Annotated in this window: 21 protein-coding genes and 1 pseudogene; 11 read left to right on the forward strand and 11 right to left on the reverse strand. The window is 56.4% G+C overall.

Going from position 1 to position 26715, the window contains the following annotated elements; translation table 11 throughout:
• Positions 1-58 precede the first annotated feature (58 nt).
• Together GYRE_RS22525 and GYRE_RS22530 are read left to right on the forward strand one after the other, a co-directional pair.
• On the forward strand, positions 59-1261 hold the full coding sequence (locus tag GYRE_RS22525; protein WP_038258707.1) for an MFS transporter: 1203 nt from the start codon (positions 59-61) through the stop codon (positions 1259-1261).
• Entirely contained in the window at positions 1261-2073 is an 813-nt protein-coding gene (locus GYRE_RS22530; protein WP_006819196.1) for a Cof-type HAD-IIB family hydrolase, read from the forward strand. Before GYRE_RS22525 ends, GYRE_RS22530 begins: the two co-directional genes overlap by 1 nt.
• A 45-nt stretch (positions 2074-2118) precedes the next feature.
• Here the strand turns inward: GYRE_RS22530 and GYRE_RS22535 are convergent.
• Positions 2119-3353, reverse strand: a pseudogene (locus GYRE_RS22535) (MdfA family multidrug efflux MFS transporter).
• 305 nt (positions 3354-3658) lie between these two features.
• On the opposite strand from GYRE_RS22535, the gene ybjG reads away from it, so the two are divergent.
• Entirely contained in the window at positions 3659-4267 is a 609-nt protein-coding gene (ybjG, locus tag GYRE_RS22540) for an undecaprenyl-diphosphate phosphatase (RefSeq protein ID WP_038258710.1), read from the forward strand.
• Between the two features lie 72 nt (positions 4268-4339).
• Positions 4340-5098, forward strand: coding sequence for a DNA-binding transcriptional repressor DeoR (gene deoR, locus GYRE_RS22545; RefSeq protein ID WP_038258714.1), 759 nt, complete (start codon positions 4340-4342; stop codon positions 5096-5098).
• A 28-nt stretch (positions 5099-5126) separates the two neighbouring features.
• On the opposite strand, the gene dacC is transcribed toward deoR, so the two are convergent.
• A complete protein-coding gene (gene dacC, locus GYRE_RS22550; RefSeq protein ID WP_038258717.1) occupies positions 5127-6329 on the reverse strand; it encodes a serine-type D-Ala-D-Ala carboxypeptidase in 1203 nt (400 codons plus the stop codon).
• Positions 6330-6559: 230 nt separating this feature from the next.
• Here dacC and GYRE_RS22555 point away from each other — a divergent pair, with 230 nt between their 5' ends.
• Positions 6560-7186, forward strand: a complete 627-nt coding sequence (locus GYRE_RS22555; protein ID WP_006819191.1) for a glutathione S-transferase family protein — start codon at positions 6560-6562, stop codon at positions 7184-7186.
• Positions 7187-7236: 50 nt separating this feature from the next.
• Here the strand turns inward: GYRE_RS22555 and bssR are convergent, their stop codons facing one another.
• From bssR to GYRE_RS22575, 4 genes are all read right to left on the reverse strand, one after another.
• A complete protein-coding gene (gene bssR, locus GYRE_RS22560; RefSeq protein WP_038258720.1) occupies positions 7237-7620 on the reverse strand; it encodes a biofilm formation regulator BssR in 384 nt (127 codons plus the stop codon).
• Positions 7621-7770: 150 nt separating this feature from the next.
• Positions 7771-8229 carry a (2Fe-2S)-binding protein gene (locus GYRE_RS22565; RefSeq protein ID WP_006819189.1) on the reverse strand — a complete coding sequence of 153 codons (459 nt, stop codon included), beginning with the start codon at positions 8227-8229 and terminating at the stop codon, positions 7771-7773.
• Positions 8230-8277: 48 nt separating this feature from the next.
• Positions 8278-11493 (reverse strand): molybdopterin cofactor-binding domain-containing protein, encoded by a 3216-nt coding sequence (locus GYRE_RS22570; protein WP_038258722.1) that lies wholly within the window; start codon positions 11491-11493, stop codon positions 8278-8280.
• Between the two features lie 113 nt (positions 11494-11606).
• Entirely contained in the window at positions 11607-13067 is a 1461-nt protein-coding gene (locus GYRE_RS22575) for a uracil-xanthine permease family protein (RefSeq protein WP_038258725.1), read from the reverse strand.
• Between the two features lie 414 nt (positions 13068-13481).
• Between GYRE_RS22575 and rimO the strand changes: the two genes are divergently transcribed.
• A complete protein-coding gene (gene rimO, locus GYRE_RS22580) occupies positions 13482-14807 on the forward strand; it encodes a 30S ribosomal protein S12 methylthiotransferase RimO (protein WP_038258728.1) in 1326 nt (441 codons plus the stop codon).
• Positions 14808-14853: 46 nt separating this feature from the next.
• Here the strand turns inward: rimO and gsiD are convergent, their stop codons facing one another.
• From gsiD to iaaA, 5 genes are read right to left on the reverse strand one after another with little or no spacing between them, the layout of a single operon-like run.
• Positions 14854-15765 (reverse strand): glutathione ABC transporter permease GsiD, encoded by a 912-nt coding sequence (gene gsiD / locus GYRE_RS22585; protein ID WP_038258734.1) that lies wholly within the window; start codon positions 15763-15765, stop codon positions 14854-14856.
• Between the two features lies 1 nt (position 15766).
• Complete coding sequence (gsiC, locus tag GYRE_RS22590; RefSeq protein WP_038258737.1) at positions 15767-16687, reverse strand: glutathione ABC transporter permease GsiC; 921 nt, start codon at positions 16685-16687, stop codon at positions 15767-15769.
• Positions 16687-18225 carry a glutathione ABC transporter substrate-binding protein GsiB gene (gsiB, locus tag GYRE_RS22595; protein ID WP_038258739.1) on the reverse strand — a complete coding sequence of 513 codons (1539 nt, stop codon included), beginning with the start codon at positions 18223-18225 and terminating at the stop codon, positions 16687-16689. The genes gsiC and gsiB overlap by 1 nt, the downstream gene beginning before the upstream one ends.
• Positions 18226-18250: 25 nt before the next feature.
• Positions 18251-20113 carry a glutathione ABC transporter ATP-binding protein GsiA gene (gsiA, locus tag GYRE_RS22600; protein WP_038258741.1) on the reverse strand — a complete coding sequence of 621 codons (1863 nt, stop codon included), beginning with the start codon at positions 20111-20113 and terminating at the stop codon, positions 18251-18253.
• Positions 20114-20122: 9 nt separating this feature from the next.
• Complete coding sequence (gene iaaA / locus GYRE_RS22605) at positions 20123-21064, reverse strand: beta-aspartyl-peptidase (RefSeq protein ID WP_038258744.1); 942 nt, start codon at positions 21062-21064, stop codon at positions 20123-20125.
• Positions 21065-21252: 188 nt separating this feature from the next.
• Between iaaA and moeA the strand changes: the two genes are divergently transcribed.
• The 5 genes from moeA to GYRE_RS22630 all read left to right on the forward strand — a co-directional run bounded on the left by moeA (position 21253) and on the right by GYRE_RS22630 (position 26707).
• On the forward strand, positions 21253-22488 hold the full coding sequence (gene moeA / locus GYRE_RS22610) for a molybdopterin molybdotransferase MoeA (RefSeq protein WP_038258750.1): 1236 nt from the start codon (positions 21253-21255) through the stop codon (positions 22486-22488).
• The gene (moeB, locus tag GYRE_RS22615; RefSeq protein WP_038258752.1) at positions 22488-23240 is read left to right on the forward strand and encodes a molybdopterin-synthase adenylyltransferase MoeB; all 753 of its coding nucleotides are present in this window, start codon (positions 22488-22490) and stop codon (positions 23238-23240) included. Before moeA ends, moeB begins: the two co-directional genes overlap by 1 nt.
• Before the next feature lie 109 nt (positions 23241-23349).
• Entirely contained in the window at positions 23350-25335 is a 1986-nt protein-coding gene (tssD, locus tag GYRE_RS22620) for a type VI secretion system tube protein TssD (protein ID WP_038258754.1), read from the forward strand.
• Positions 25332-26015, forward strand: a complete 684-nt coding sequence (locus GYRE_RS22625; protein ID WP_038258756.1) for a DUF2931 family protein — start codon at positions 25332-25334, stop codon at positions 26013-26015. Before tssD ends, GYRE_RS22625 begins: the two co-directional genes overlap by 4 nt.
• Positions 26016-26023: 8 nt before the next feature.
• Positions 26024-26707 carry a DUF2931 family protein gene (locus GYRE_RS22630; RefSeq protein WP_038258762.1) on the forward strand — a complete coding sequence of 228 codons (684 nt, stop codon included), beginning with the start codon at positions 26024-26026 and terminating at the stop codon, positions 26705-26707.
• Positions 26708-26715: the final 8 nt, after the last annotated feature.

Here is a 26715-nt window from a genome sequence, read left to right on the forward strand (position 1 = left end):
ACAAATGTACACAACCTTGTTAGTGTTGTCTCTATTCCTCTCTTTTTAGTGATCGCCCATGACCGCACTCTCGCCGCGAAAAGCTCTGCAACTGCGCCTGTGGGCGCTCTTTATGTTCTTCTTCCTTCCTGGCCTTTTAATGGCGTCATGGGCCACGCGCACCCCGGCTATTCGCGATATTCTGTCCGTCTCTACCGCTGAGATGGGCGTGGTGCTGTTTGGGCTTTCCGTCGGTTCAATGAGCGGTATCCTCTGCTCCGCGTGGCTGGTGAAGCGCTACGGTGCCAGAAGCGTTATCCGCACCACTATGTCCTGCGCGGTAATCGGAATGATTATTCTGAGTATCGCGCTGTGGCTCGCCTCTCCGCTGGTATTTGCCTTTGGCCTGTGCGTGTTTGGCGGCAGCTTCGGGGCGGCGGAAGTCGCCATTAACGTCGAAGGCGCAGCAATTGAGCGTGAGATGAAAAAAACCGTACTGCCGATGATGCACGGTTTTTACAGCTTCGGGACGCTGGTGGGTGCAGGCGTCGGGATGGCGGTGACCGGTTTTGGTCTGCATGCGCCGCTGCACATTCTGCTCGCCGCGCTGGTGGGTATTGCGCCCATTTTTATCGCCATTCGCGCTATTCCGGAAGGTACCGGGAAAAACCCGGTGCAGGAGTCGCACCATCAGCATAAAGGCATGCCGTTTTACCGTGACATACAGCTGATGCTGATTGGCGTAGTGGTGCTGGCGATGGCGTTTGCCGAAGGCTCCGCCAACGACTGGCTGCCGCTCCTGATGGTGGACGGTCACGGCTTTAGCCCAACGTCAGGCTCACTGATTTACGCAGGCTTCACCCTTGGCATGACCCTCGGGCGCTTCACCGGCGGCTGGTTTATCGACCGCTATAGCCGGGTGACGGTGGTACGCGCCAGCGCTCTGATGGGCGCGCTGGGGATTGCGCTGATTATCTTTGTCGACAGCGCCTGGGTGGCGGGCGTGTCGGTCATCCTGTGGGGACTTGGCGCATCGCTTGGCTTCCCGCTGACGATTTCTGCTGCCAGCGACACCGGCCCGGATGCTCCTGGCCGCGTCAGCGTGGTGGCGACCACCGGCTATCTCGCCTTCCTCGTAGGCCCACCGCTGCTGGGCTTCCTTGGTGAAAATTATGGTCTGCGTAGCGCCATGCTGGTGGTACTGGCCCTGGTTCTGGTCGCCGCCCTGGTGGCGCGCGCCGTTGCTAAACCCGAAGCTGAACTTGTGATGGAGAATAGCTGATGAGCATTAAACTTATCGCCGTCGATATGGATGGCACGTTCCTGAGCGATGCCAAAACCTACAACCGCGAGCGATTTTTACAGCAGTACCAGCGCATGAAACAGCAGGGTATTCGCTTTGCCGTGGCCAGCGGCAACCAATACTACCAGCTCAAATCCTTCTTCCCGGAGATCGCGAGCGAAATTGCCTTTGTTGCCGAGAACGGCGGCTGGGTAGTGAACGCCGGAGAGGACGTCTACCACTGCGACCTACCGCAAGCGCATTTCGAGCGGGTCGTCGGCTGGCTGCAGACGCTGCCAGAAATTGAAATTATCGCCTGCGGCAAAAACAGCGCCTACACCCTGCGCCGCTACGATGATGATTTTAAAACCATGGCCGCCCGCTACTATCACCGTCTGGAGGCCGTCGACAGCTTTGATAATCTCAATGACACCTTCCTGAAGTTTGGCCTTAACGTCGATGACCGCAAGGTGCCGGAGATGCAGAAAATTATCCATGCCGAGCTCTGCGACATCATGACCGCCGTGACCACCGGGCACGGCAGCATCGACCTCATCATTCCGGGCGTTCACAAGGCTCATGGTCTGGGTCTGCTGCAGAAGCGTTGGGGCATTGCCGATAGCGAAGTATTAGCCTTTGGCGACAGCGGTAACGATATTGAGATGCTGCGTCAGGCCGGATTCAGTTTCGCCATGGCCAACGCCGCGGAGCCGGTAAAGGCCGTCGCGCGCTATTCGGCGCCGCATAACAATCAGGAAGGGGTTCTGGAAATAATAGAAAAGGCGCTCAACCAGCAAGCGCCTTTTGCCTGAATCTGAACAGAGCCCGACGCAGGTCGGGCTTCTTTTCGGCTTGCGCTAGTCAGGCTTTGTGGAAGCCCCCACCGTTTTGTCTTTCAGGAAATAGACAATCAGCACCAGCCAGACGAGCCCCCCCGCAGATTGAACAGGCTGAAAAGGCCGTTGCCGCCAAGCAGGTACGCATGCTTGCTGACCTCAATCCCGACGGTAAAAATCATCATCTGCAGCATGCCCATCGCCGCCGCTACCGTGCCTTTACTCATGTCGCTGGCAAAGAGGGTCAGGCGCACCAGTCCGGCGTTCGCCAGACCGATACCAAAAGCATACACGCTGAGCCCCGCCGTCATCCACAGGTAGGCGTGGCTTGAAACCACCGTTGCGGCAGCCGCAAGGATAAGCCCTGCCACAATCGGCCAACCGCCCATAATAATCAACGAGCGCACCGAACGGCGGGAAGTGAGACGCGCCAGCACCAGATTACCGATAATCAGTGCACCAAAAATCGGCACCTGCAGCATACCGTACTCATAGCTGCTGGCATGTTCACCGCTCATGATAATAACCGGAGACTGGGCAATCCACGCCAGAAGCGGCAGGCTGACAAAGCCCGTTGCCAGCGCGCCGGCAACGAAGCGCAGGTTTTTCAGCACCGCACTGTAGTCACGCCCCAACTCTTTGAGCGACAGCTTTTCGCCTATGCGGGTCGCCGTTTCCGGCATTGCACGCTGCAGGCCGAAGAACGAAATCGCGGCCAGCGCGGCAAACAGCACGAACATGGTCTCCCACGGCGCGAAGTGGATCCAGGCCGCGCCCACCAGCGGACCGAGCAGCGGCGCAATCAACGCCACGTTCGCCATCAGCGCGGTGATTTTGATACACACCGCCTCCTCAAACGACTCCTGGATGGCGGCGTAGCCCACAGCACCAATGAAGCACAGGCTCACCCCCTGCAGGAAACGCAGGAACGTAAACTGCTCAATATTCTGCGCCAGCAGCGTCGCGAGGCAGGTCACAATGAACCAGACCACCCCGGTTAACATCACCGGACGACGGCCAATACGATCCGACAGCGGCCCCAGGAGCCACTGCAGAAATATCCCGCCCGCCAGATAAGCGGTCATGGAAGTAGGAACCCACTCAATACCTGCCTGATACTGCTCCACCACCGCGAGCATGCCCGGCTGGATCATGTCGTTTCCGATATAGGTGGAGAATTCATACAGTACGAGGCAAAGCGGGAAAAGTAACGCCTGACGTCCCAGACGTTTGCCGGAAAGGGTATGATTTTGCATGCCATCTCTTATTCTAAAAAATCGTGCAGAGTGTAATGAAACCCGGCCTATGGCGATAGTAAATTGTGGCCGAAAATCCGAAATTCAGCACGTTGCCTGTTCGTTTAAGGTTCGCTTAAGTTACACCACCTATACTGCCGATTATTGGCTGTACAACCCATTTTTGCCGACTTCAGATTGTTCGCAAACTACGGACAACTAAGACAAAGTCCGTTTACCGCGGCAGCAGAGGCTTTTAGGGTGATGGTCAACGACGTCCGAACTACGCGGATAATTCTGCCCCCAATGTAATGAGTCTGGAAAGTATGCTGGAAAATCTGAATTACACCCTGTTTGAGCTGGTTAACGCGACCCCGGCTTCGCCGCAGTGGGCCATTTCGCTCGCCACTTTCCTGGCTAAAGATCTCATTATGGCCGTTCCACTGCTGGCCGTGGTGATGTGGCTGTGGGGACCACGCGCGCAGGTGAGCGAGCAGCGTAAACTGGTGATTAAAATTGCCCTTGCAATGGCGGTCAGCATGGCGCTGTCGGTGTCCATCGGCTATCTCTTCCCTCACGACAGACCATTCATGGATAACGTGGGCTACAACTTCCTGCACCATGCGCCGGACAGTTCGTTCCCGAGCGATCACGGTACGGTGAGCTTTACCTTCGCCCTGGCGTTCCTGTTCTGGCACCGCCTGTGGACCGGCGTTGCCCTGCTGGCTGGCGCCTGTGCCATTGCCTGGTCACGCGTTTACCTTGGCGTACACTGGCCGCTGGATATGTTCGGCGCGTTCATTGTCGGCCTCTGCGGTTGCCTGGCGGCACAACTCCTGTGGCAACGTTTTGGCACCGCGCTGTACCAGCGTTTGCAACAGCTTTACCGTCTGTGCTTCTCCGTGCCTATCCGTAAAGGTTGGGTGCGTGACTAAGCCCCATCAGCCGGGTAAAATAAACGACGACGCCCTGCCTGTGCAGGGCGCGTTTTTCTCTGGCGGGGACATATGGAAACACGGCGGGACGCGAGGATAAACCAGCTTATCCAGGCGCTAAAGCGTAGCGATAAGCTCCATCTTAAAGAAGCCGCAACGCTGCTCGGCGTGTCAGAAATGACCATTCGCCGCGATCTCAATAGCCACAGTGGTCCGGTGGTTCTGCTGGGGGGTTACATCGTCCTGGAGCCACGTGCGGCCAGCCATTACCTGCTAAGCGATCAGCAAACGCGCCTGGTCGATGAAAAACGTCTTGCAGCACGCCATGCGGCGAGCCTTTTAGAAGCCCATCAGATGGCTTTTTTCGACTGTGGCACCACCACGCCGTGGATTATTGACGCCATCGATAATGAGCTACCCTTCACCGGTGTTTGCTACTCGCTGAATACCTTTCTGGCACTGCAGGAAAAACCGCTGTGCCGCGTTATTCTCTGCGGCGGCGAGTTTTACGCCAGCAACGGCATCTTCAAGCCCATTGACGGCTACGACACCCTGAACCACCTCTGTCCGGACATTGCCTTCTACTCGGCGGCTGGTGTGCATCCGCTGCAGGGCGCTACCTGTTTTAATCTGGAAGAGTTACCGGTGAAGCACTGGGCGATGCGCCAGGCGCGCTATCACGTGCTGGTGGTTGATCACAGTAAGTTTGGCAAAATTCGCCCGGCGAAAATGGGCGAACTGAGTGCGTTTGACGCGATTGCCTGCGATCGTCGTCCGGATGACGAAATGCTCACACTGGCAAAAGCGCAAAAAATGACGCTGCTGTACTGATCCACACGGACCAGTACAGCGCTAAAGATTAAGAGAACCAGCTACCGAACCAGGCGTGGAACTTCATCAACACGAAGTCCACCATCCGGCTGAAGAATCCACCCTCTTTCACTTCTTCCATCACCACCAGCGGGCGCTGCTCAATGGTTTTATCATTGAGTTTGAAGTCGATGGTACCCACGACCTGTCCTTTCGCCAGCGGCGCGGTCAGCTGTGGCTCATTGAGCGCGAAGCTGGCCTTCAGGTTTTTCAACTGGCCCCGCGGAATGGTGACCGACCCCGCCTCGCCGGCGCCGAGCTTCACGTTGCTGCTATCGCCGTACCAGACGCGCTGCTCAACAAACGTCGCATCCGGTTTGATAGGCGTCACGGTTTCGTAGAAGCGGAAGCCCCAGGTCAGCAATTTCTCAGATTCGTTAAAGCGGATACGGTCGGTTTTGGTGCCCAGCACCACGGCAATCAGACGCATATCCCCCTGGGTCGCCGAGGAAACCAGGTTGTAGCCCGCCCCGGCGGTGGTGCCAGTCTTCACGCCGTCGGCGTTAATGTTGGTGCTCCACAGCAGGCGGTTGCGGTTCGGCTGGCGAATTTTATTGAAGGTAAACTCTTTTTCCTTGTGAATGGCGTACTCTTCCGGCACGTCGTGGATCATCGCTTTCGTCAGCAAGGCCATGTCACGTGCGGTACTGAACTGCCCCGGCGCATCCAGGCCGTGTACGGTTTTGAACGTGGTGTTGGTGAGCCCAAGCTTCGCGCCGTAGCTGTTCATCAGGTCAACGAAGGAGTCCTGACTGCCCGCAACGTAATCAGCGATGGCAATACTGGCGTCGTTACCGGACTGGATGATGACCCCTTTATTGAGATCCTCAACCGAGACCTGATCGCCAGGTTTCAGGAACATCACAGAAGAGCCGCGCAGTGCCGGGTTCCCGGTCGCCCAGGCATCTTTGCCAACGGTTACCATATCCGTTAGCTTGATTTTCCCTGCCTTCAGCGCCTGCCCAACCACGTAGCTGGTCATGATTTTAGTCAGGCTCGCCGGATCCAGTTTTTCATCGGCGTTGCCTTCCGCCAGCACCTTGCCGCTGGCGTAATCCATCAGGATCCACGCTCGCGCATCAACCGGCGGTGCGGCGATGGTCTGTTCTTCCGCATGCAAAGACGGAGCGACGAGAAGTAAAAGTACGGAGCCTGCAGCCAGGCTGCGAAGAGAGAAAGCAGTACGCGTCATAAGAGCCACCCAAGTATCCTTTCCAAAAAACACACCATTACGCAACAAACGCTGAGTAATAACGTAGAAATGATCTTAAAGAAACAGTGAGTTGGTAAAGTTTTTAAAGTTTACGCAATAACGAGACGACTTGCTGAAAACAACACGTTTTTTTTGATCGTGATTGCTTAACGGTTTACTTTCCCTCAACATATTTACATTCGCATCGTCACAAAAAGCTGGAGTTTTTTATGATTACGCTGTGGGGCAGAAATAACTCAACCAACGTTAAGAAGGTTCGCTGGACGCTGGAAGAGCTGGAATTACCGTATGAGCAAATCCTGGCAGGCATGCATTTTGGCCTGAACCACGATGCAGCCTATCTGGCAATGAACCCGAATGGCCTGGTGCCGCTGCTGCGCGATGCCGAAACGGACCTGGTGCTGTGGGAATCAAACACCATCGTGCGTTACCTGATAGCCCAGTATGGTCAGGGTCGTCTGTGGGTCGATTCACCGGCACTGCGCGCGCAGGGTGAAAAGTGGATGGACTGGGCTAACAGCACGCTGACCCCGGCGCATCGCGGGATCCTGATGGGGCTGGTGAGAACGCCGCCTGAGCAGCGTGATATGCCAGCCATTGAAAAAGCGATCCTCGACTGTGAACCGATGCTCGCGATCCTCGATGAAGAGCTGTCGAAGCACACCTGGCTTTCCGGTGAGCACTTCGGCGCAGGCGATATCGCCGTCGGGCCATTCGTCTACAACCTGTTAGAAACCGTCCATACCTGGCAACCGCGTCCGCATCTGCAGCGCTGGTACCAGCAGCTGAAGGCGCGTCCGGCGTTCCAGCAGGTGGTGGGGATCCCGGTTAGCTAAGTGTTTTAGATATATAGCTTTCGAGCAGGGGGAGATAACTCCCCCTGATTTCAGACATGCGCGGGCGAAGAGAATGCATTCAATTTATGAATGCTATTTGTCAGATTATTCAGACAGCGTTCGAGCGTATCTACGTTTACGGCGATATATAGCGGGCAATCATGATGCCCGGATAGCAGGCAAACCGCAGCCGATGCGATCGCCTCACCGGCCTGACGCAGGTTTTCCTGCTCCTCCGGAAGCAAAGCCTGTTTCAGTAAACCGGCGTTGTGACGCATTTCGTCACAGAGTTCAAACAAGTTCTCACGCAGATGGTCATTCTCGCTGACCGACATATATCCCTTCGCTTTCCGGAGCTGCAGATAAGCGGCAAGATCGATTCGCGCATTGATGAGCTTATTCATCAGGTTACGTCTCAGTCTGTCAACGTTCATACTATTTTCCTCCTCTGTCATCCATTGACACGATCATAGTATGGTCATTTTTTGTACAGAATGATGCGCGAGGTCAACTTTTCTACGTTTTTTAACATCATTTACAATGTTACAACACCCGGGGCTCCGCTCCCGGGTGTCGACGTTGTATTACGATTTTAAAGCATGATGAATGGAGTCGAGTATTGGCTGGTAACCCGTGCAGCGGCAGATGTTGCCTTCCAGCACGTCTTTCAGCTGCTCATCCGTTGGCTGCGGCACTTTCTCGATGAGCGCGGTGGCGCTGACCAGTACGCCTGGAGTACAAAAGCCGCACTGTACGCCGCCTTTCTCAACAAACGCGTCCTGCAGTTTTTGTGTGACCGGATGGCTGTTCAACCCTTCGAGGGTGGTGATTTCCGCATCATCACACTGGGCCGCCAGCACCAGGCAGGAGCAGACCGCATTGCCGTTCATGATAACGGTGCAGGCACCGCATTCACCGATGGAGCAGCCCTCTTTGGTAGCCTTCAGCTGCAGCGTGTCGCGAACTAAATCCAGAAGGCGCATATTGCCTTCAATTTTGGCCTCAACCAGTGTGCCATTCACTTTGACTTTAATTGTGCTCATAACGCTATCCTGTATGCAGGGCGCCGGGCGCCCTGTCTGCTGTATTTTTTATTTCCCTGACGACTGTTGTGCTTGCGCCATCATGTCACGGAACATACTGACAAAGACCGGCTGTTTGTACGCCGCCGACCAGCGCTTGCCGATGGCGGCGTAGATCAGGCTGTCGAGTATTTCGCAGGCGCTGTCGATGGTCTCAGCGCTCAAACGATGCCCCAGCAGGCAGCGTTCAACGTCGAGCAGACGCTGCGGCTTGCTGAACAGCGCGCCGTCGACCAGGCGGCAGTACTCCACCACCCCGTTGGCATCGAATTTCATCAACGCGGTCAGGCTCTGGCGGGTAATATTCAGGGCGTTACGTCGGCCAAGCTGATGGTAGAAACCTTTTGCTTCCGGCACCGCCGGCGGCGGCAGGATAACTTTCGTCAGCAGCTCGTCCGGCTGGCGCTGGGTCTTGTAGCCTGAGAGTAAGAACTCGCCCAACGACATGTTACGTACGCCGTTTGCTGAGCGCAGTTCGATGCGCGCGTCGTAAATAATGGCCGGGGGAATAGAGTCACCGCAGGGTGCCGCGTTGACGATGTTGCCGCCAATCGTCGCGCGGTTACGGATCTGATGCGACCCCACCGTGTGGCAGGCCTCCACCAGCAGCGGATAACGTTCACGCAGCAGAGGGTGGTCGGTGATACGGTTGAAGGTCACCGCGGCACCAATGATCATCTCGTGAGTTTGTGGGTCCTCGCTAATCTGGGTTAGCTCCTCCAGATGCGAGATATCCACCAGCTTCACCGGGCGGGTCTGCAGGCGGCCCTGCACGATAACGTCGGTGCCCCCGGCAATGGCGGAAACGCCCTCCACCGCCAGTAATCCCAGCGCTTCGTCGAGGTTTTTCGGCCGGGTCACGGAGACATCGGTCAGACGCAGCACCTGTTTTTTGTTGTCCTGCTCAATCATCAACTCGCTTTGACGCGCCGGTTTCTTCAGGTTGTAGCCCAAAATCACCTGCTCAAGCGTCAGCGGCAGTTTATTAAAACGGGTATCGAGGGCGAAACTCACCGCGTTATTGATGGCGGCTGCGGCCAGTTCAGTGGCCGGTTCACCAATCCCTTTAGCGCCCAGCGGCCCGGCAATATCCGGGTTCTCAACGCCAATCACGGTAATGGAGGGAATATCTTTGATGGTCGGGAGCAGGTAGCTGTCGAAGTTTTCCGACTTCACCTGGCCGTGTTCGATGTTGAAATCTTCCAGCAATGCGTAGCCAAATCCTTGTGCCACGCCGCCGCATACTTGTCCTTCGAAACCGACCGGGTTAAGCACGTGTCCGACATCGTGGGCCGCAGTAACATGCAGAAGATCGGTTTTGCCGGTACTGGTATTCACCCGGACTTCGGCCACCTGGCAACCATAGACCCAGGTGAAATACGGGCTGCCGCAGCCCTTCTCTTCGTCCCAGTGGATCGGCGGTGGAACGTACCACCCGTATTCGGTCAGGCTGATACTCGCCCATTTGGTCTGATGAACCGCTGCTTTGAAATCCAGACGTCGGCTTTCATCATTCTTGTTGATGATGAAGTTGTCCTGCCACAGCGTATCAGCAAGATTTTTGGTACCAATGCTGTCGCCCACTACGCTCAGAATACGCTGTTTGATTTTATCAGCGGCGTCAAGGATAGCGCCACCACCGACCATGGTGCCGCGCGTTGCCGCCGTCGAGCCACCGTCGCCAATTACCGAGGTCGGCGGTTCGCAGAAGTGGATCTCCTTCATGTCGATACCGAAGGCTTCCGCCGCAATCAACGACATGGTGGTTTGCAGGCCCTGACCATTCTCGGATACCGATGTGGCAAGGTTGACGCTGCCGTCTTCGTTGACCTGAATCAGCGCCGTGGAGGTATCTACCCCTTCCGCACCGATAGAGCAGCCGCGATAGCTCAGCGCCAGACCAATGCCGTAGCGCCAGACGCCGCCTTTCTGGTTCAGTTCGCGATAGTGTTCGCGTTTTGCCATGTATTCAGACGAAGTGGCCGCCTTTTCCAGCACTTCTACCGCCGAAACGGTGTGTTTATCAAATACCTGCCCGGTAACAGAGGCATCCCCCTGACGCAGGGCGTTGATGTTTCGCAGCTCAACCGGCGACATCTTCAGCGTTTCGGCAATTTCATCCATAAAGGATTCGTTGGCGTACACCACCTGCGGAGAGCCAAACCCGCGCATCGCGGAGGTATAGCTGTTGTTGGTGTAGACCGCGGTAACATCGATGTACACGTTAGGGATGTTGTACGGGCCCGCGGCCTGTACCGATGAACGCCAGGTCACGAACGGTGAAGAGGCCGCATAGCCGCCGCTGTCGGCGAGGATATCGATTTTTATCGCCAGAATGCGACCGTTCTCGTCGAGACCCGCTTTGTACTTCATTTTATACGGATGACGTTTGCAGCTTTCGATGATCGACTGCTCGCGGGTGTAGTTGAATTTCACCGGACGCCCGGTCAGGCGGGTCAGCAGCGCTGAACGGCAGGCCAGGTGATCGATAACGTCATCTTTACCACCAAACGAACCGCCCATCACCGCACGTTTGACGTTGATCTGGCTTTGCGGACAGCCCATGAACTTCGCCACAAAGCTACGCACGCGGTGCGCGTTCTGTATCGAGCCGGAAATGATGAGGCTACTGTCGGAAGGGTCAAGCCAGGTCAGCACCACTTCGGTTTCAATATAAGCGTGTTCCTGGAACCCGACTTCATATTCACGCTCCACCACGTGAGTCGCTTTCGCGAAGCCTTCGTCGATGTTGCCCTTAATGGTGTGGTGATGCGCGGCAATGTTGTCACTACGTTCGGGATGGATACAGCGGGCGTCCGGCGCCAGCGCGGCTTCCACATCCGTTAATGGAGTATACGCCGTGTACTGCACGCGAATTTTATCGGCAGCTTCACAGGCGGCAGCATAAGTGGTCGCGGCCACCACGGCGATAACGTCACCGTGGAACACCACTTCATCTTTGACGATAGGGAGGTAGTCTTTAACAATAATGCCCACTACCGGCGTACCGGGGATATCTTCCCAGGTGGCGATTTTCACCACCCCTTCTACCGCCAGCGCTTCGCTCAAATCGATATTTTCGATTTTCCCGGCTGGAATATCGGCATAGCGGCAAACTCCATAGAGCATTCCCGGCATGGTAATGTCATCACCGTAAACCGCTTTCCCCTTTACTTTTGCGAGTCCATCCACGCGTCCTGGCGACGCTGAACGTATGGCACACATAATATTTCCCTTCTTGCAGTCCGTTAATGGAGAGCCAGACGTTGCTTATGAGTTGTTATCCATAAGCCCTGACATCGTAATTAATTGCTCTACGCCCACATGGAACGGCGCTTTTACTCGTTCTCTTTGCCTTTCACTTTGCGCAGCAGCAGCCACATTCGAACGGTTCTCACCGCCACGCGTCGTGCCGCCGTACTTGAAGGCGGCAAATCTGGTTCACTGGTTTCATGGTTGGTGCTCAGCACCGAGCTGCCTTTGCCGTTCAGCGTCAGGTTGGCGAGAATGGCCACGACCGTTCCGATGGTGATACCGCTATGCAAAAACATCTTCAGCAGCGGCGGGAACTGTTCGAACAGGTTAGGGACCAGCACCGGCATCAGGCCCAGACCAATCGTCAGCGCCACCACCATCCCGTTATTGTTATTGCGATAATTGACGCTACCCAACGTGCGAATACCGGCCACAACCACCATGCCGAACATCACCACACCCGCACCGCCTAACACGGGTTTCGGGATAACTACCACGAGGGCTGCCATTTTTGAGAACATGCCCATCAGCATCAAAATGATGCCGGAAATGGAGACCACAAAGCGGCTGCGTACCCCGGTCAGGCCAATCAGACCCACGTTCTGGGCGAAGGCGGAATAAGGAAAGAGGTTGAAGAACCCGGCGATGGCGGTCGTAAGACCGCAGGCGGTCAGGCCGTTGCGCAGGGTGTCGGCATTGGCTTTTTTACCGACGATATCGCCGGTGGCCATGATGGACGACATGGTTTCCAGCATCACCACCACCATGGTCATCGACAACAAGGCGATAGGGATAATGTGAAACTCCGGCGTCGCCATGCGCATCACGTGCGGGAAACTAATCCAGGCGGTAGTGCCGACAATCGTGAAGTCGATGGGTTTAAACATCCACCAGATAAACGACCCGATAATCAGGCCAATCAGCACGGCGGTGTTTTTGATGGTCCCGCTGCCAAAGGTATAGATATTGAGGATGATAAACAGGGTAACAGCGGCAATCGCCAGCGAAGTCAGATCGCCAAAAGCCGCGCCGCCACCTCCGCCCTCGCCTATCCAGTTTCCCGCCACCGGCATAATCGAAAGGCCGATCAGGGTCACAATGGAGCCCATCACCGCTTTGGGGAAAAAACGCACCAGGCGGCTGATCCACGGTGCGCATATCAGAGTAAAGATGCCGCAGCAGATAACCGCTCCGGAGATCCCCCCAATGCCATACTGCTTTCCTATCAGGATCATTGGCACCATGGCCGCAAAGGTACATCCCTGAACCAAAGGCAGGCGGCACCCCAGCCAGTTTCCGACACCCAGCGACTGGATAATCGTCGCCGCGCCGCAGATAAAGAGATCGGCGCTAATAAGCAAGATTATCTGTTCTAACGGTAAACCGACGGCATTCCCCACCACCAGCGGCACGGCAACGGCACCGGCATACATGACCAGTACATGCTGCAAGCCATACAGAACCATTTGCCCTAGTGGGAGAATTTCATCTACGGGTGAGTGGGAGGTGCCTGCATGTTGATTGATTAAAGCTGATTCATTCATAAGAGACATTTTCCTTTGCGGCCAGGATGCTGACATCCCGATGACAACCTGAGGGCCAAAAGCTGGCTAAAGTACTCAACAATGATTCAAACCAGGCTAGCTATGCTTGATGTGTGCCAACATTGCCGTGAGACCGTCCGACAGTTAAATAATCGTGATGTGATTCATAAAAAGACGTAAAGAGAAACGCGGTTTCGTGGGGATATGTGGCGGTTATATAAGGGAAAGAACGGGGTGATAATGATAAATTATCACATTGATAAATAGTTTCTCCGTGGTTGGGTCGTCTCTATCCGGTGTGATAAAACGCCGTCTCGCCGTCAGTACGGGGCTGCAAACTTCAGTACAATTTCTCCGCCAATCTCTGTAGAATCCCTGCCCTGACCATTCCAATAATTGAACACTTTTTAAGCTATGAGCAATGTTATGCAGCAGCCGAAAATCGGCTTTGTCTCTCTGGGTTGCCCGAAGAACCTGGTAGACTCCGAACGCATCCTCACCGAACTGCGTACCGAAGGTTATGATGTGGTGCCTCGCTACGATGATGCCGATATGGTTATCGTCAACACCTGCGGCTTTATCGATAGCGCAGTACAGGAATCGCTCGAAGCTATCGGCGAAGCGCTGAATGAAAACGGCAAGGTCATTGTTACCGGCTGCCTCGGCGCGAAAGTCGACCAGATCCGTGAAGTGCACCCGAAGGTGCTGGAAATCACCGGCCCACACAGCTACGAGCAGGTGCTCGAGCACGTGCATCACTATGTGCCAAAACCACAGCACAACCCCTTTACCAGCCTGGTACCGGCACAGGGCGTGAAGCTGACGCCGCGTCATTACGCCTACTTAAAAATTTCCGAAGGCTGCAACCATCGCTGCACCTTCTGCATTATCCCGTCCATGCGTGGCGATCTCGACAGCCGCCCGATTGGCGATGTGCTTTCTGAGGCCAAACGTCTGGTCGATGCGGGCGTGAAAGAGATGCTGGTTATCTCGCAGGATACGTCAGCCTACGGTGTGGACGTGAAGCACCGCACCGGTTTTTACAACGGCGAGCCGGTCAAAACCAGCATGGTCAGCCTGTGTGAACAACTGGCCAAACTCGGCGTCTGGGTCCGCCTGCACTATGTTTATCCGTACCCGCACGTTGATGACGTGATCCCTCTGATGGCGGAAGGCAAAATTCTGCCGTATCTCGATATCCCGCTGCAGCACGCCAGCCCGCGTATCCTCAAGCTGATGAAGCGCCCGGGCTCCGTTGACCGCCAGCTGGCGCGCATCAAACAGTGGCGTGAGATTTGCCCGGAGCTGACCCTGCGCTCCACCTTTATCGTGGGCTTCCCGGGTGAAACCGAAGAAGACTTCGAGATGCTGCTGGAGTTCCTGAAAGAAGCGCGCCTGGATCGTGTCGGTTGCTTCAAATACAGCCCGGTCGAAGGCGCAACCGCCAACGAACTGCCGGACCAGGTACCGGAAGAGGTGAAAGAAGAGCGCTGGAACCGCTTCATGCAGCTGCAGCAGCAGATCTCCGCCGAGCGCCTGCAGGAAAAAGTGGGCCGTGAAATCATGGTGATTATCGATGAGGTCGATGAAGAAGGCGCGATTGGTCGAAGTATGGCGGATGCCCCGGAAATCGACGGCGCGGTATACCTGAACGGTGAAACCGCTGTGAAACCGGGCGACGTTATCCGCGTGAAAGTGGACAACGCCGACGAGTACGATCTGTGGGGGACGCGGGTTTAATCTTTAGCCCCTACCCTGACCCTCTCCCACCGGGAGAGGGTCAAACCTACCCCTTAATCTTCGGATCCAGCGCGTCGCGCAGTCCATCCCCCAGCAGGTTAAACGCCAGCACCGTCAGGAATATCGCAATGGCCGGGAACATCGCCACGTGCGGGGCGATAACCATGTCTGCCCGCGCTTCGTTGAGCATGGCCCCCCACTCCGGCGTCGGTGGCTGAGCTCCCAACCCCAGAAACGACAGGCTGGCGGCTGAGATAATCGATACTCCGATTCGCATGGTGAAAAAGACTACGATTGATGACACCGTTCCCGGCAGAATATGGCGGAACAGAATAGTGCTGTCGCCGGCGCCGATGCTGCGCGCGGATTCAATAAAGGTCTGCTGCTTGAGCACCAGCGTGTTACCCCGCACCAGACGCGCAAATGCCGGAATGGAGAATATCGCCACCGCGATAATCACGTTGGTCATCCCGCTGCCCATCACCGCCACCACCGCAATCGCGAGCAGAATACCGGGGAAAGCAAACAGTACGTCGCAGATGCGCATGATAACCCTGTCCCACCAGCCTTCATAGAACCCGGCAAGCAGTCCCAGCACCGTGCCAATAACCGCACCAATCAGTACCGCAAACACGCCTGCGGTGAGCGAGATCCGCGCCCCAACCAGCACCCGGCTGAAGATATCCCGCCCCAGTGAGTCGACGCCAAACCAGTGCATCATGGAAGGGCCATCGTTCAGTCGGTCATAGTCGAAATAGTTTTCCGCATCGAAGGGCGCAATCCACGGCGCGACAATCGCGACCACTATCAGCAGCAAAACGAAGATCCCGGCGGTCATCGCCACCGGCTGATGACAAAATTTGCGCCAGAAGATGTGCCATGGCGTACGCACCTGGCCGGGGGTTACCGCAGGCATGGTCGCCATAATGGCCCGTCGGCGCCAGTTTAAGAGTCGCATCTTATTTGTACCTGATTGCCGGGTTAATGGCGGCATACAGCACATCCACCACTAAGTTGATAAGAATAAACTCCAGAGAAAACAGCAGTACTTCCGCCTGGATCACCGGATAATCGCGCATCTCTACCGAGTCAACCAGCAGACGCCCGAGCCCCGGCCAGTTAAAGACCTTCTCCACCACAATCGAGCCACCAAGCAGGAAACCAAACTGCAGCCCCATCATGGTGACGACCGGGATCATCGCGTTACGCAGGCCGTGCTTTAACACCACCTTCGTTTCGCTGACCCCTTTCGCCCGCGCGGTACGCATGTAATCCTCGTTCAGTACATCGACAAACGAAGCGCGGGTAAAGCGCGCCATGACCGAGGCAACGGCCGCACCGAGCGTAATCGCCGGAAGAATGTAGTGCTGCCAGCTGTCGGCCCCCACGGTCGGCAGCCAGCCCAGCTCAACGGAGAAGATTTGCATCAGGAACATCCCCAGCGCGAAAGCCGGGAACGAAATACCGGTCACCGCCAGCGCCATGCCGAGCCTGTCCGGCCAGCGGTTACGCCAGACGGCGGCGACAATCCCCATCGCCATGCCGAAAATGACCGCCCACATCATGCTGGCAAGCGTCAGCCACAGCGTTGGCAGGAAGCGGCTGGCAATCTCTTCCGACACCGGACGCCTTGAGACCATCGAAGTGCCAAAATCGCCCTGCAACACGTTGCTGATGTAGTGCCAGAACTGAACGTACAGCGGTTGATCGAGCCCGAGCTGCTGGCGCACCATCGCCACCACCTGCGCATCGGCCTCCGGCCCGGCAATAAGCCTTGCCGGATCCCCGGGCAACAGGTGCACAAACAGAAACACCAGCACCGCCACGATAAGCAGAGTCGGAATAAGCCCCAGCAATCGTTTGATAATGTAGTTAAACATTACTTCAAATCGGCCTCGTCAAAGCTGAACCCGGTATCCGGCATAATGTAGAACCCGGTCAGGTTTTTGCTGTGCGCGGATACCAGCTTCTCCACCACCAGCGGGATCCACGGCGACTCTTTCCAGATGATGTCCTGCGCGTCTTTATACAGCTTTGTTTTTTCTGCCGTATCGTTGGTTTGCAGGGCCGCGCTCAGATCCTTATCCACCTGCGGATTACTGTAGAACGCGGTATTAAACAGGGTTGGTGGCCAGTTCTGGCTTGCAAACAGCGGTGAAAGTGCCCAGTCGGCTTCGCCGGTAGAGGCAGTCCAGCCGGTATAGAACATCCGTACGCCGCTCTCTTTCTGCCCTTTCCCTTCCACTTCCGCAGCGCGCTGCCCCGCATCCATCGCCGTGACCTGGGCTTTAATGCCCACCTGCGCCAGCTGCTGCTGGGTAAACTGCAGCACCTTCTGGGCGGTACTGTGGTTATGTGATGACCATAGCGTGGTAGTGAATCCGTTCGGGTAACCCGCCTCCTTCAGCAGCGCCTTCGCTTTGGCTGGATCGTACGGCCACGGCTGATACTGCTGTGAATAAGCAATGGTCGGTGGCACCACGCCGGTTGCCGGAGTGGCATAACCGGCAAACGCCACCTTCACCAGCGCCTGACGGTTGATGGCGTAGTTCAGCGCCTCACGAACCTTCGGGTTGTCGAACGGTTTTTGCGTCACGTTCATACTGATATAGCGCTGCATGATAGAAGGGCTCGCCACCAGCTCCAGTTTGCTGTTTTTTTGCAAAATGGCCGCCTGCTCATAGGGGATCGGGAAGGCAAACTGCGCTTCGCCGGTCTGCAGCATCGCCGCGCGGGTGTTGTTATCAACCACCGGACGCCAGGTGATGGTGTCGAGCTTCGGCAGGCCCTGCTGCCAGTAACCCGGGAATTTCTTCACTTTGACGTAATCGGTTTGATTCCAGGTTTCCAGCTGATACGGACCGGTGCCGACCGGATGGAAACCAATATCCTTACCGTACTGCTTTAGCGCCGCCGGGGAGATCATCGCCGTCGCCGGGTGCGCCAGAGTATTGATGAAGGCCGAGAACGGCTCTTTCAGCGTGATTTTCACCGTCGTCGGATCTACCGCCTCGGTGCTGGCGATATTGCGGTACAGTCCGGAACGCTTGAGATGGCTCTGCGGGCTGCTGGCACGGTCGAGGTTCACCTTCACCGCTTCGGCATTAAAATCGCTACCGTCCTGGAATTTAATGCCGGAGCGCAGCTTAATGGTGTACACCAGGCCATCGGGAGACACGCTATAGCTCTCCGCCAGCACGTTCTGCACCTTCATATCTTTATCAAGGCCAAACAGCCCCTGATAGAACGACTTCGCCACCGCCTGCGACAGCGTGTCGTTCGCATCATACGGATCGAGCGTGGTGAAGTTTGAACCAACCGCCACCACCACGTCTTTCGCCGCGAAGGCGGGAGACGCCGCCAGGGCAGAAGTTACCCCCAGCGCGAGCAGCCATTTTCCTGTCATGCGTTGTGTCATCTTATTCTCCTGTTATCCCTGTCGATTATTGCGTTAGCGGGTTGGTTGCCGGGTCGCGGGCAACAAAATGCCCCGGCCCGACCTGCTGCAACGGCACGCTATCGCGCTCTTCACCGCGCTTATAGATATTGCCCGGCAGTTCGTCCGACAACAGTACGCGCTGCGGTCGACGATGCGCCGGATCGGCAACGGGTACCGCTGCCATCAGTTTGCGGGTGTAAGGGTGCTGCGGGTTTTCAAACACGGCGCGACGAGGGCCAATTTCAACAATACGCCCCCGGTACATCACGGCGATGCGGTGGCTAATTCGCTCCACCACCGCCATATCATGTGAGATGAATAAAAAGGCGATGCCCATTTCGCGCTGCAAATCGAGCAGCAGATTAATTATCTGCGCGCGAATAGAGACATCCAGCGCCGACACCGATTCGTCGGCAATCACCACTTTCGGGTTCAGCGCCAGCGCCCGTGCAATGCAGATACGCTGGCGCTGACCACCGGAAAATTCGTGCGGGTAACGCCCGGCATATTCTGCCGACAGCCCGACGCGCTCCAGCAGCCAGCTGACGCGACGGGCAGCGGCGTCTTTATCCATCAGGTTATGTACCAGCAGAGGTTCCATGATGGAGTAGCCCACCGTCTGGCGCGGGTCGAGAGAAGCGTAAGGATCCTGAAAAATGAACTGAATATCACGCCGCAGCGCCTGCAGCTTCGTACCGGAGAGCTTGTCTATACGCTTCCCGAGAAAAGTCATGGTTCCGCCGCTCGCTTCTACCAGCTTCAGCAGCGCCCGCCCGGTGGTCGATTTCCCACAGCCGGACTCCCCGACCAGCGCCAGCGTTTCGCCGGGCCAGAGGTCAAAGCTCACCTTCTCAACGGCGTGCACTTCACGGGTGATGCGATTGAGAATACCGCTGCGCAGCGGGAAGCGTGCGACCAGGTCGCGAACCTGCAAAATAGGCTCACCGGGCACCACGGTATTCTGCTCCTGCGCAGATTCCGTTACTGATTCTTCATGCGCCTGAGGGAACCGGCGCGGATAGTCGCTGCCCTGCATCGCCCCAAGGCGCGGCACGGCGGCGAGTAGCGCCCGGGTATACGGGTGCTGCGGCGCGGTAAATATCTGGCTGACGCTGCCGGTTTCTACCGCTTCCCCCTGGTACATCACCAGCACCCGATCGGCAATTTCAGCCACCACGCCCATATCGTGGGTGATAAAAATCACCCCCATCGACATCTCTTTTTGCAGTACGTCGATAAGCTGCAGGATCTGTGCCTGGATAGTAACATCCAGCGCCGTGGTAGGCTCGTCGGCGATCAGTACCGCCGGACGGCACGACAGCGCCATGGCGATCATCACCCGCTGGCGCATCCCGCCGGAAAGCTGATGCGGATAGCGGCTCAGTACCGCCTGCGACTCAGGAATGCGCACCTGGTCGAGCATCTTACGGGCCTCCACCAGCGCCTGGGCATGGTTCAGGCCCTGATGCAGCCGAATGGACTCTGCAATCTGCTCGCCGATGGTAAACACCGGATTGAGCGAGGTCATCGGCTCCTGAAAAATCATCGCGATATCCGCACCACGCACCCGCCGCATCTGCGTCGGGTTCTGCTCCGTGAGCTCAATAACCTGCCGGTTGCGGCGGCGCAGCAGCATCTGCTGGCTGTGCATCTCGCCGCCCGCCTGCTCAATCAGGCGTAGCAACGACAGCGCGGTAACCGATTTGCCCGAGCCAGACTCGCCGACGATCGCCAGCGTCTCGCCGCGTTTCAGGCGAAAAGAGAGCGAGCGTACCGCAGGATATGTCTGCTGTTCGTGCTGGAAAGCGACGTTCAGATCGCTGACCACCAGGACATCGTCGGCATCGATTTCATGACTGTGTGGCAAGCTGGATCCTTATTCTCGGTAGATGCCAATGCTCGGTGCATCACCGGCAAACGCAAAGGCGCGGTACATTCCTTCGCTGTTGAACGGTAGCGAAACATTGCCTTCGCGATCGACGGCAATCAGCCCCCCACTACCGCCCAGCGCCGGGAGTTTTTCCATCACAACCCGCTCACTGGCTTCCTGCAGGCTGAGCCCACCGTACTCCATCAGTGCAGAAATATCGTAGGCGGCAAGGGTGCGCATAAATACTTCACCGGTGCCGGTACAGGAGACCGCGACGCTGGCGTTATTGGCATAGCAGCCGGCGCCGGGGATCGGGCTGTCACCGACGCGGCCCGGCAGTTTGTTGGTCATGCCACCGGTTGACGTTGCCGCCGCGAGATTGCCCATCATATCGAGCGCCACAGCGCCGACGGTGCCGGTTTTGTTCTGCTCATCAAGCGGTGCTGAGGCATGATCAAGACTCACCTCACCCACTGAGCGCGCCTGCTGTAATTGCTGATAGCGCGCTTCACTGTCAAACAGGCTGTTTTCCACCAGCGGCAAGCCTTCGCGTTCAGCAAAACGCTCGGCCCCTTCGCCAATCAGCAGAACATGGGGGCTGCGCTCCAGCACCAGCCGTGCTGCCAGCACCGGATTTTGCAGATGACGCACACCTGCTACGGCACCAGCCTGCAGCAGGTTGCCGTCCATTACGCAGGCGTCCAGTTCATGCCGGGCATCGGCGGTATACACCGAGCCGATTCCGGCGTTAAACAGCGGACACTCCTCCAGCAGGCGTACCGCTTCAGTGACTACGTCGAGCGCGCTCTCATTGGCTTCCAGCATCGCCTGAGCCGTTTCGACTATTCCCGCCAGCGCTTCGACGTACTCCCGTTCACGCTCGGGAGAAAGCTGCCCACGAGAAATAGCCCCTGCGCCACCGTGAATGGCAATCACCGCTTTGTTCATGTCGTCATCCTGTGAAAGTCGGGTCCGCTTTTCCTATACATATCATTACTCTGCTTACAATCTTAGATGTTTTTTGAATATAGAAAGCGTAATCCGTGATGTCTACACGAAATACCATGGTGGCATACAGACAGTACCGCTTTTCTGCCATAATGGGCGCATTGTCGTTTTATCAGCAGGAGTTACTCATGGATTTTACCGCCGGACTGATGCCGCTTGACGCCGCTCTGACGCAGATGCTTTCCCAGATTACCCCCCTCGCGGCCTGCGAAAATGTGCCGCTGGTGCAGGCTTTTGGCCGCGTGACGGCGTGCGATGTCACTTCACCGCTGGACGTACCGGGTTTCGATAATTCTGCGATGGATGGTTATGCGCTGCGGCTGGCGGATCTCAAGAGTCACGCCGTGCTGCCGGTTGCCGGTAAAGCCTTCGCCGGGCAGCCCTGGCAGGGGGAATGGCCGGAAGGCACCTGCATTCGCATTATGACCGGCGCGCCGATCCCAACGGGCTGCGACGCGGTGGTGATGCAGGAAGAAACCGAGCTCACCGACGAGGGTGTCAAATTCCTTGCGCCGGTCAGCGCCGGGCAGAATATTCGCTACCGTGGCGAAGATATTGCCAAAGGCGCGGCGGTGTTCACCAAAGGTACCCGCCTGACGGTTGCTGAGCTGCCGGTACTGGCCTCGCTCGGTATTCCGGAAATCAGCGTGGTACGTAAGGTGCGCGTCGCACTATTCTCCACCGGTGATGAGCTGCAGCTGCCGGGCCAGCCGCTGGGCGACGGACAAATTTATGACACCAACCGCCTGGCGGTACATCTGATGCTGGAACAGCTCGGCTGCGAAGTTATCAACCTTGGCATCGTCCGCGACGACCCGGAGCAGCTGCGTAATACCTTTATCGCCGCGGACAGCCAGGCCGACGTCGTCATTAGCTCCGGCGGCGTTTCCGTGGGTGAGGCCGATTACACCAAAGCAATTCTGGAGGAGCTCGGCGAAATCAGCTTCTGGAAGCTGGCGATTAAACCGGGTAAACCTTTCGCCTTCGGTAAGCTCGGACACAGCTGGTTCTGCGGCCTGCCGGGTAACCCGGTGTCTGCCGCCCTGACCTTCTATCAGCTGGTGCAACCGCTGCTGGCCGCCCTTAGCGGTGACCACGCCCCGGCCCTGCCTACCCGCCAGCGCGTGCGTACCGCTTCGCGCCTGAAAAAATCGCCGGGCCGCCTCGATTTCCAGCGCGGTATCCTCGCACGCCACGAAGACGGTAGCCTGAGCGTCACGACTACCGGACACCAGGGTTCGCACATTTTCAGTTCTTTCAGTCAGGGCAACTGCTTTATCGTGCTGGAGCGCGAACGCGGTAACGTTGAAGTGGGCGAATGGGTTGAGGTTGAGCCCTTCACCCATCTGCTGGGAGGACTGTGATGGCCGAGGAGCTCAGCGACAGCGAAATGCTGCGCTACAATCGCCAGATTGTGCTGCGCGGGTTTGATTTCGACGGTCAGGAAGCGCTCAAAGCCGCGCGGGTGCTGGTGGTTGGCCTCGGCGGCCTCGGCTGCGCTGCGGCGCAGTATCTGGCGGCAAGCGGCGTTGGCGAGATGACCCTGCTCGATTTTGATACCGTGTCGCTCTCCAACCTGCAGCGCCAGACATTGCACAGCGAAGCCACCCTCGGTGAACCGAAGGTCGATTCTGCCCGCGCCTCACTGGCGCGGATTAATCCGCACGTGCAGCTTCACACCATCAATGCCCTGCTCGATGACGACGCCCTGGCCGCGCAGATTGCTGCCCACAGTCTGGTGCTCGACTGCACCGATAACGTCGCGATCCGCAATCAGCTCAATGCGCACTGCTTCCGGCATAAAATTCCGCTGGTCTCCGGCGCGGCTATCCGTATGGAAGGACAAATCAGCGTCTTTACCTGGCAGCCGGGCGATGCCTGCTACCGTTGCCTGAGCCGCCTGTTCGGCGAGAATGCGCTGACCTGCGTGGAGGCCGGGGTAATGGCGCCGCTGGTGGGGGTGATTGGCTCCCTGCAGGCGATGGAGGCCATCAAGGTGCTGAGCCACTACGGCACACCGGCGGCGGGGAAAATCGTGATGTATGACGCGATGACCTGTCAATTCCGCGAGATGAAGCTGATGCGTAACCCGGGCTGTGAAGTGTGCGGAGGTTAGCCATTAAAATAATCATCAACGGCAGACGGCAAATTGATTAAACGCAGAATATCCGTACCGAATTAACGATATCTTTCCTCCTGAAATACCCATCATTCAGGATAGATAAATGAGCGACATTATTTATTTAACGCTTGAGGGGGATATTCAGGGGGAAATTTCTGCAGATTGCGGCACGCCGAATTCCGTCGGCAACCGCTGGCAACAGGGCCATGAGGATCAGATCTTCGTGTTCAGCCTGGCGCAGGCCGTCTGCGGGCAACATGGTGGTGTTAGCCACCCTGGGCTGACGTTTTGCAAAACTCTGGATAAAAGCTCTCCGTTACTGTCAAACGCTATTAATAATAATGAAAGTCTGAAGATGACTTTTTATATTTACCGAATCAATCGATACGGTAGACTGGAAAAATATTATTTTCTCGAACTACGTGGTGCGAGGATCCAGGCTATTCAACTCAACAGCATCATGAATAATCCGGATTATGAATATATATCGGTGGATTACGATTATATTCTTTGTCGTCATCTTATCGCCGGTACCGAATTTGAGTATCTGGTCACACCGGATAATTTCTCCACCTTATTCCCGGTGGTGCAGAAGGCGCCGCTTCCCCAGGATGAACCTGAGCGTAAGGTCACCCTGGTGCTGGGGATTTTCTTCGACGGTACCGGCAATAACGCGGTAAACACCGAAAAGATGCTGGAGGCTTGCTCGGCGCAGCACTTTGATATCGATTCCCCGGATGCGGAAAGTATTCTTGCCCGAAATGCATCAGAAAAAATGGGCGTAAGCGGGATCGGCGCGACCAGCTATCTGGGGTATTACACAAATATCCACTGGTTGAATGAGTTGTACGAGCGAAACTTTGCTGAAGACGGTATCTATGTGCAGAAATCCATATATGTGGAGGGAGTTGGCACCCGGGCTGGGCAAGCAGACAGCCAGCTCAGCATGATGTTCGGCACTGACGAGACCGGGGTCATCGCCAAAACCAACGATGCGGTAGCGCAGTTAGCAACAGCGATTAATGCGGCACATAAGCTGCTAAAGGGTAAGTTTGTTGTTGAAACGCTACTGTTCGATATTTTTGGCTTCAGCCGCGGCGCGGCGGCGGCACGTCACTTCGCCAACCGCGTACAGTCGGAAGACCAGGCCATTATTGATGCCATTTCATCCGGACTCGGCGAATATCGCTACCGTGGCGCGCCGGCAGGCAGCAGCCGTTTTATCGGCATTCTGGATACCGTGGCGGCTATCGGCACCCTGACTAACGGTCTGTCGACCCACAGCGCCGACACCGGGGAGGTGAATATTCGCCTGCGCCCGGGCGTGGCGCAAAAGGTCTTTCACATCACCGCCCGGCATGAGTGTCGCTATAATTTTGCCCTCAACAGCGTCTCCCCGGCATGGCCGGAGCTGGCGCTGCCCGGGGTCCATTCCGATATCGGCGGCGGCTATCTTCCGCAGCTGCGCGAAGATCTCTTTCTCTCCTGCCCACAGGTAGAAACGCAGTTGCAAAATCAGCCGGGAACGCAGTCACGTGTTTACCGCAAGGCGCAGGAACAACTGCCCCTGCTGGAAAATGCGCTGGCTATAGGTCCCGTAGTTCGCACCCACTCCGTCACGCCGGAGGTGTGGCAGGATGATTTCGCCCCCGACACCCCATACAGCCAGATGCAAAAACGCACCTTCTCGGCTCTGACTCTGCGACACCGCACCGTCAGGTTCGACTGGTCGAAGGTGGCGCTACGGGTAATGGTCGATGCGGCGAAAGAAGCCGGGGCGCGGTTTATCGATTTTGAACACAACAAAAAATTCCGGCTACCGGATGAACTTCAATCCTTTTGCGAGCACGCCCGTGCGATGGGAAAAGCGGCCCGCCAGCATCGCGTCATCACAGATTTTACCCCTGAGGAGCTGGACATCATTGCCAGGGAGTATATCCACTGCTCAGCGAACTGGAATGCCGTGGCGCTGAACAAGAGCGGGGAATTACAGGGCGGCCCATCACTCTCGAAAACCATCGGCTTTATCAACAGGCCTGACGAAAACTGGATAAGAACGGTCTACAACATGGACGGGAAAGAAAAATGAGCAGATTTAGCATAATAGCGCTGGCGATGCTGGTTATCACCACCGGCTGCAGCACACACAAACCTCAACCTTTGCAGTCGCAACAGGCTGCCAGCGGCGACTGGACGCTGCCATATGATAAGTGGGGTTTTGGCTTTATCACGCCGTGGAAATTACCCGCAGTAGTTACCCATGCCCGTGTTATCGACACGGATGGCTATCTACATACTTTCAATACCCTTGATCCAACTTCTGAAGCCTCAGACTCTGTCGGTAAATGGTTCAACAACCCTCATGGTAGCGGTTTTCAGTTTAACAAAGTCAAAAAGCCACCCCAATATATGATCTTCTGTTGGGAATCCTACATTGACCAAAAAACCTACGAAACCAGCGCCATGTTCGCCCCGGACACCTGGCTACGAATGAAAACACCGGCTTCTGACCCTCATGCCTCGGATGACCCGGTTTGGTTTGACACTATCCTCTTCGGACTTGCCCCGGGCGGTCATGTTAAAACCTGGTTCCCTGCAAAAGGCGATTACCCTGCGCTACCCTTCACACCATTCAAGCTCACCACCCGCTCCGGCAACGAGATGACCCTGTGCAAAAACTACGTTGTACCAGGCGGCTACTACGCGTTCATCCCCGCCACGCAGGATTTTATCAAAGGTAAAACCTACCCCTACGGCAACTGGGATTAACAGGGAAAATGGCTATGAACAAGATGCTAATGCTCATGCTGCTGTTAGCGACCACCGGCTGCAGCTCGCACAAACCTCAACCTTTGCAGTCGAAACAGGCCGCCAGCGGCGACTGGTCTCTGCCATATGATAAGTGGGGTTTTTCATTTATTACCCCCAGAGATTTACCGTCAGCGGTGCTTCACGCCCGGATTATTGATACGGACGGGTATCTGTATACCTTCAACACCCTTGACATCGCCTCAAACGACCCAAATTCCGTCAAGGAATGGTCAGTCAGTGCCCACGGTTTTGGTATGCAATTTAACAGAGCCAAAAAACCACCGCAGTACATGATCTTCTGCTGGGAATCCTATATTGATCAGAAAACCTACGAAACCAGCGCCATGTTCGCACCGGACACCTGGCTGCGGATGAAAACCCCTGCCGATCATACTCGTCCCTCTGGTGCGCCAGTCTGGTACAAAACAATGGTGTTCGGCCTGTCCCCTGGCGGTAAGGTTAAAGTCTGGCTTTCCGATGTCGCCGGGCGTCCCAGCCTGGTGATTAAGCCATTCAAGCTCACCACCCGCTCCGGCAACGAGATGACCCTGTGCAAAAACTACGTTGTACCTGGCGGCTACTTCGAGTTCATCCCTGCCACGCAGGATTTTATCAAAGGTAAAACCTACCCCTACGGCAACTGGGATTAACCGTAGAG

The sequence above is a fragment of the Yokenella regensburgei ATCC 49455 genome, from assembly GCF_000735455.1.
Lineage (GTDB): Bacteria > Pseudomonadota > Gammaproteobacteria > Enterobacterales > Enterobacteriaceae > Yokenella > Yokenella regensburgei.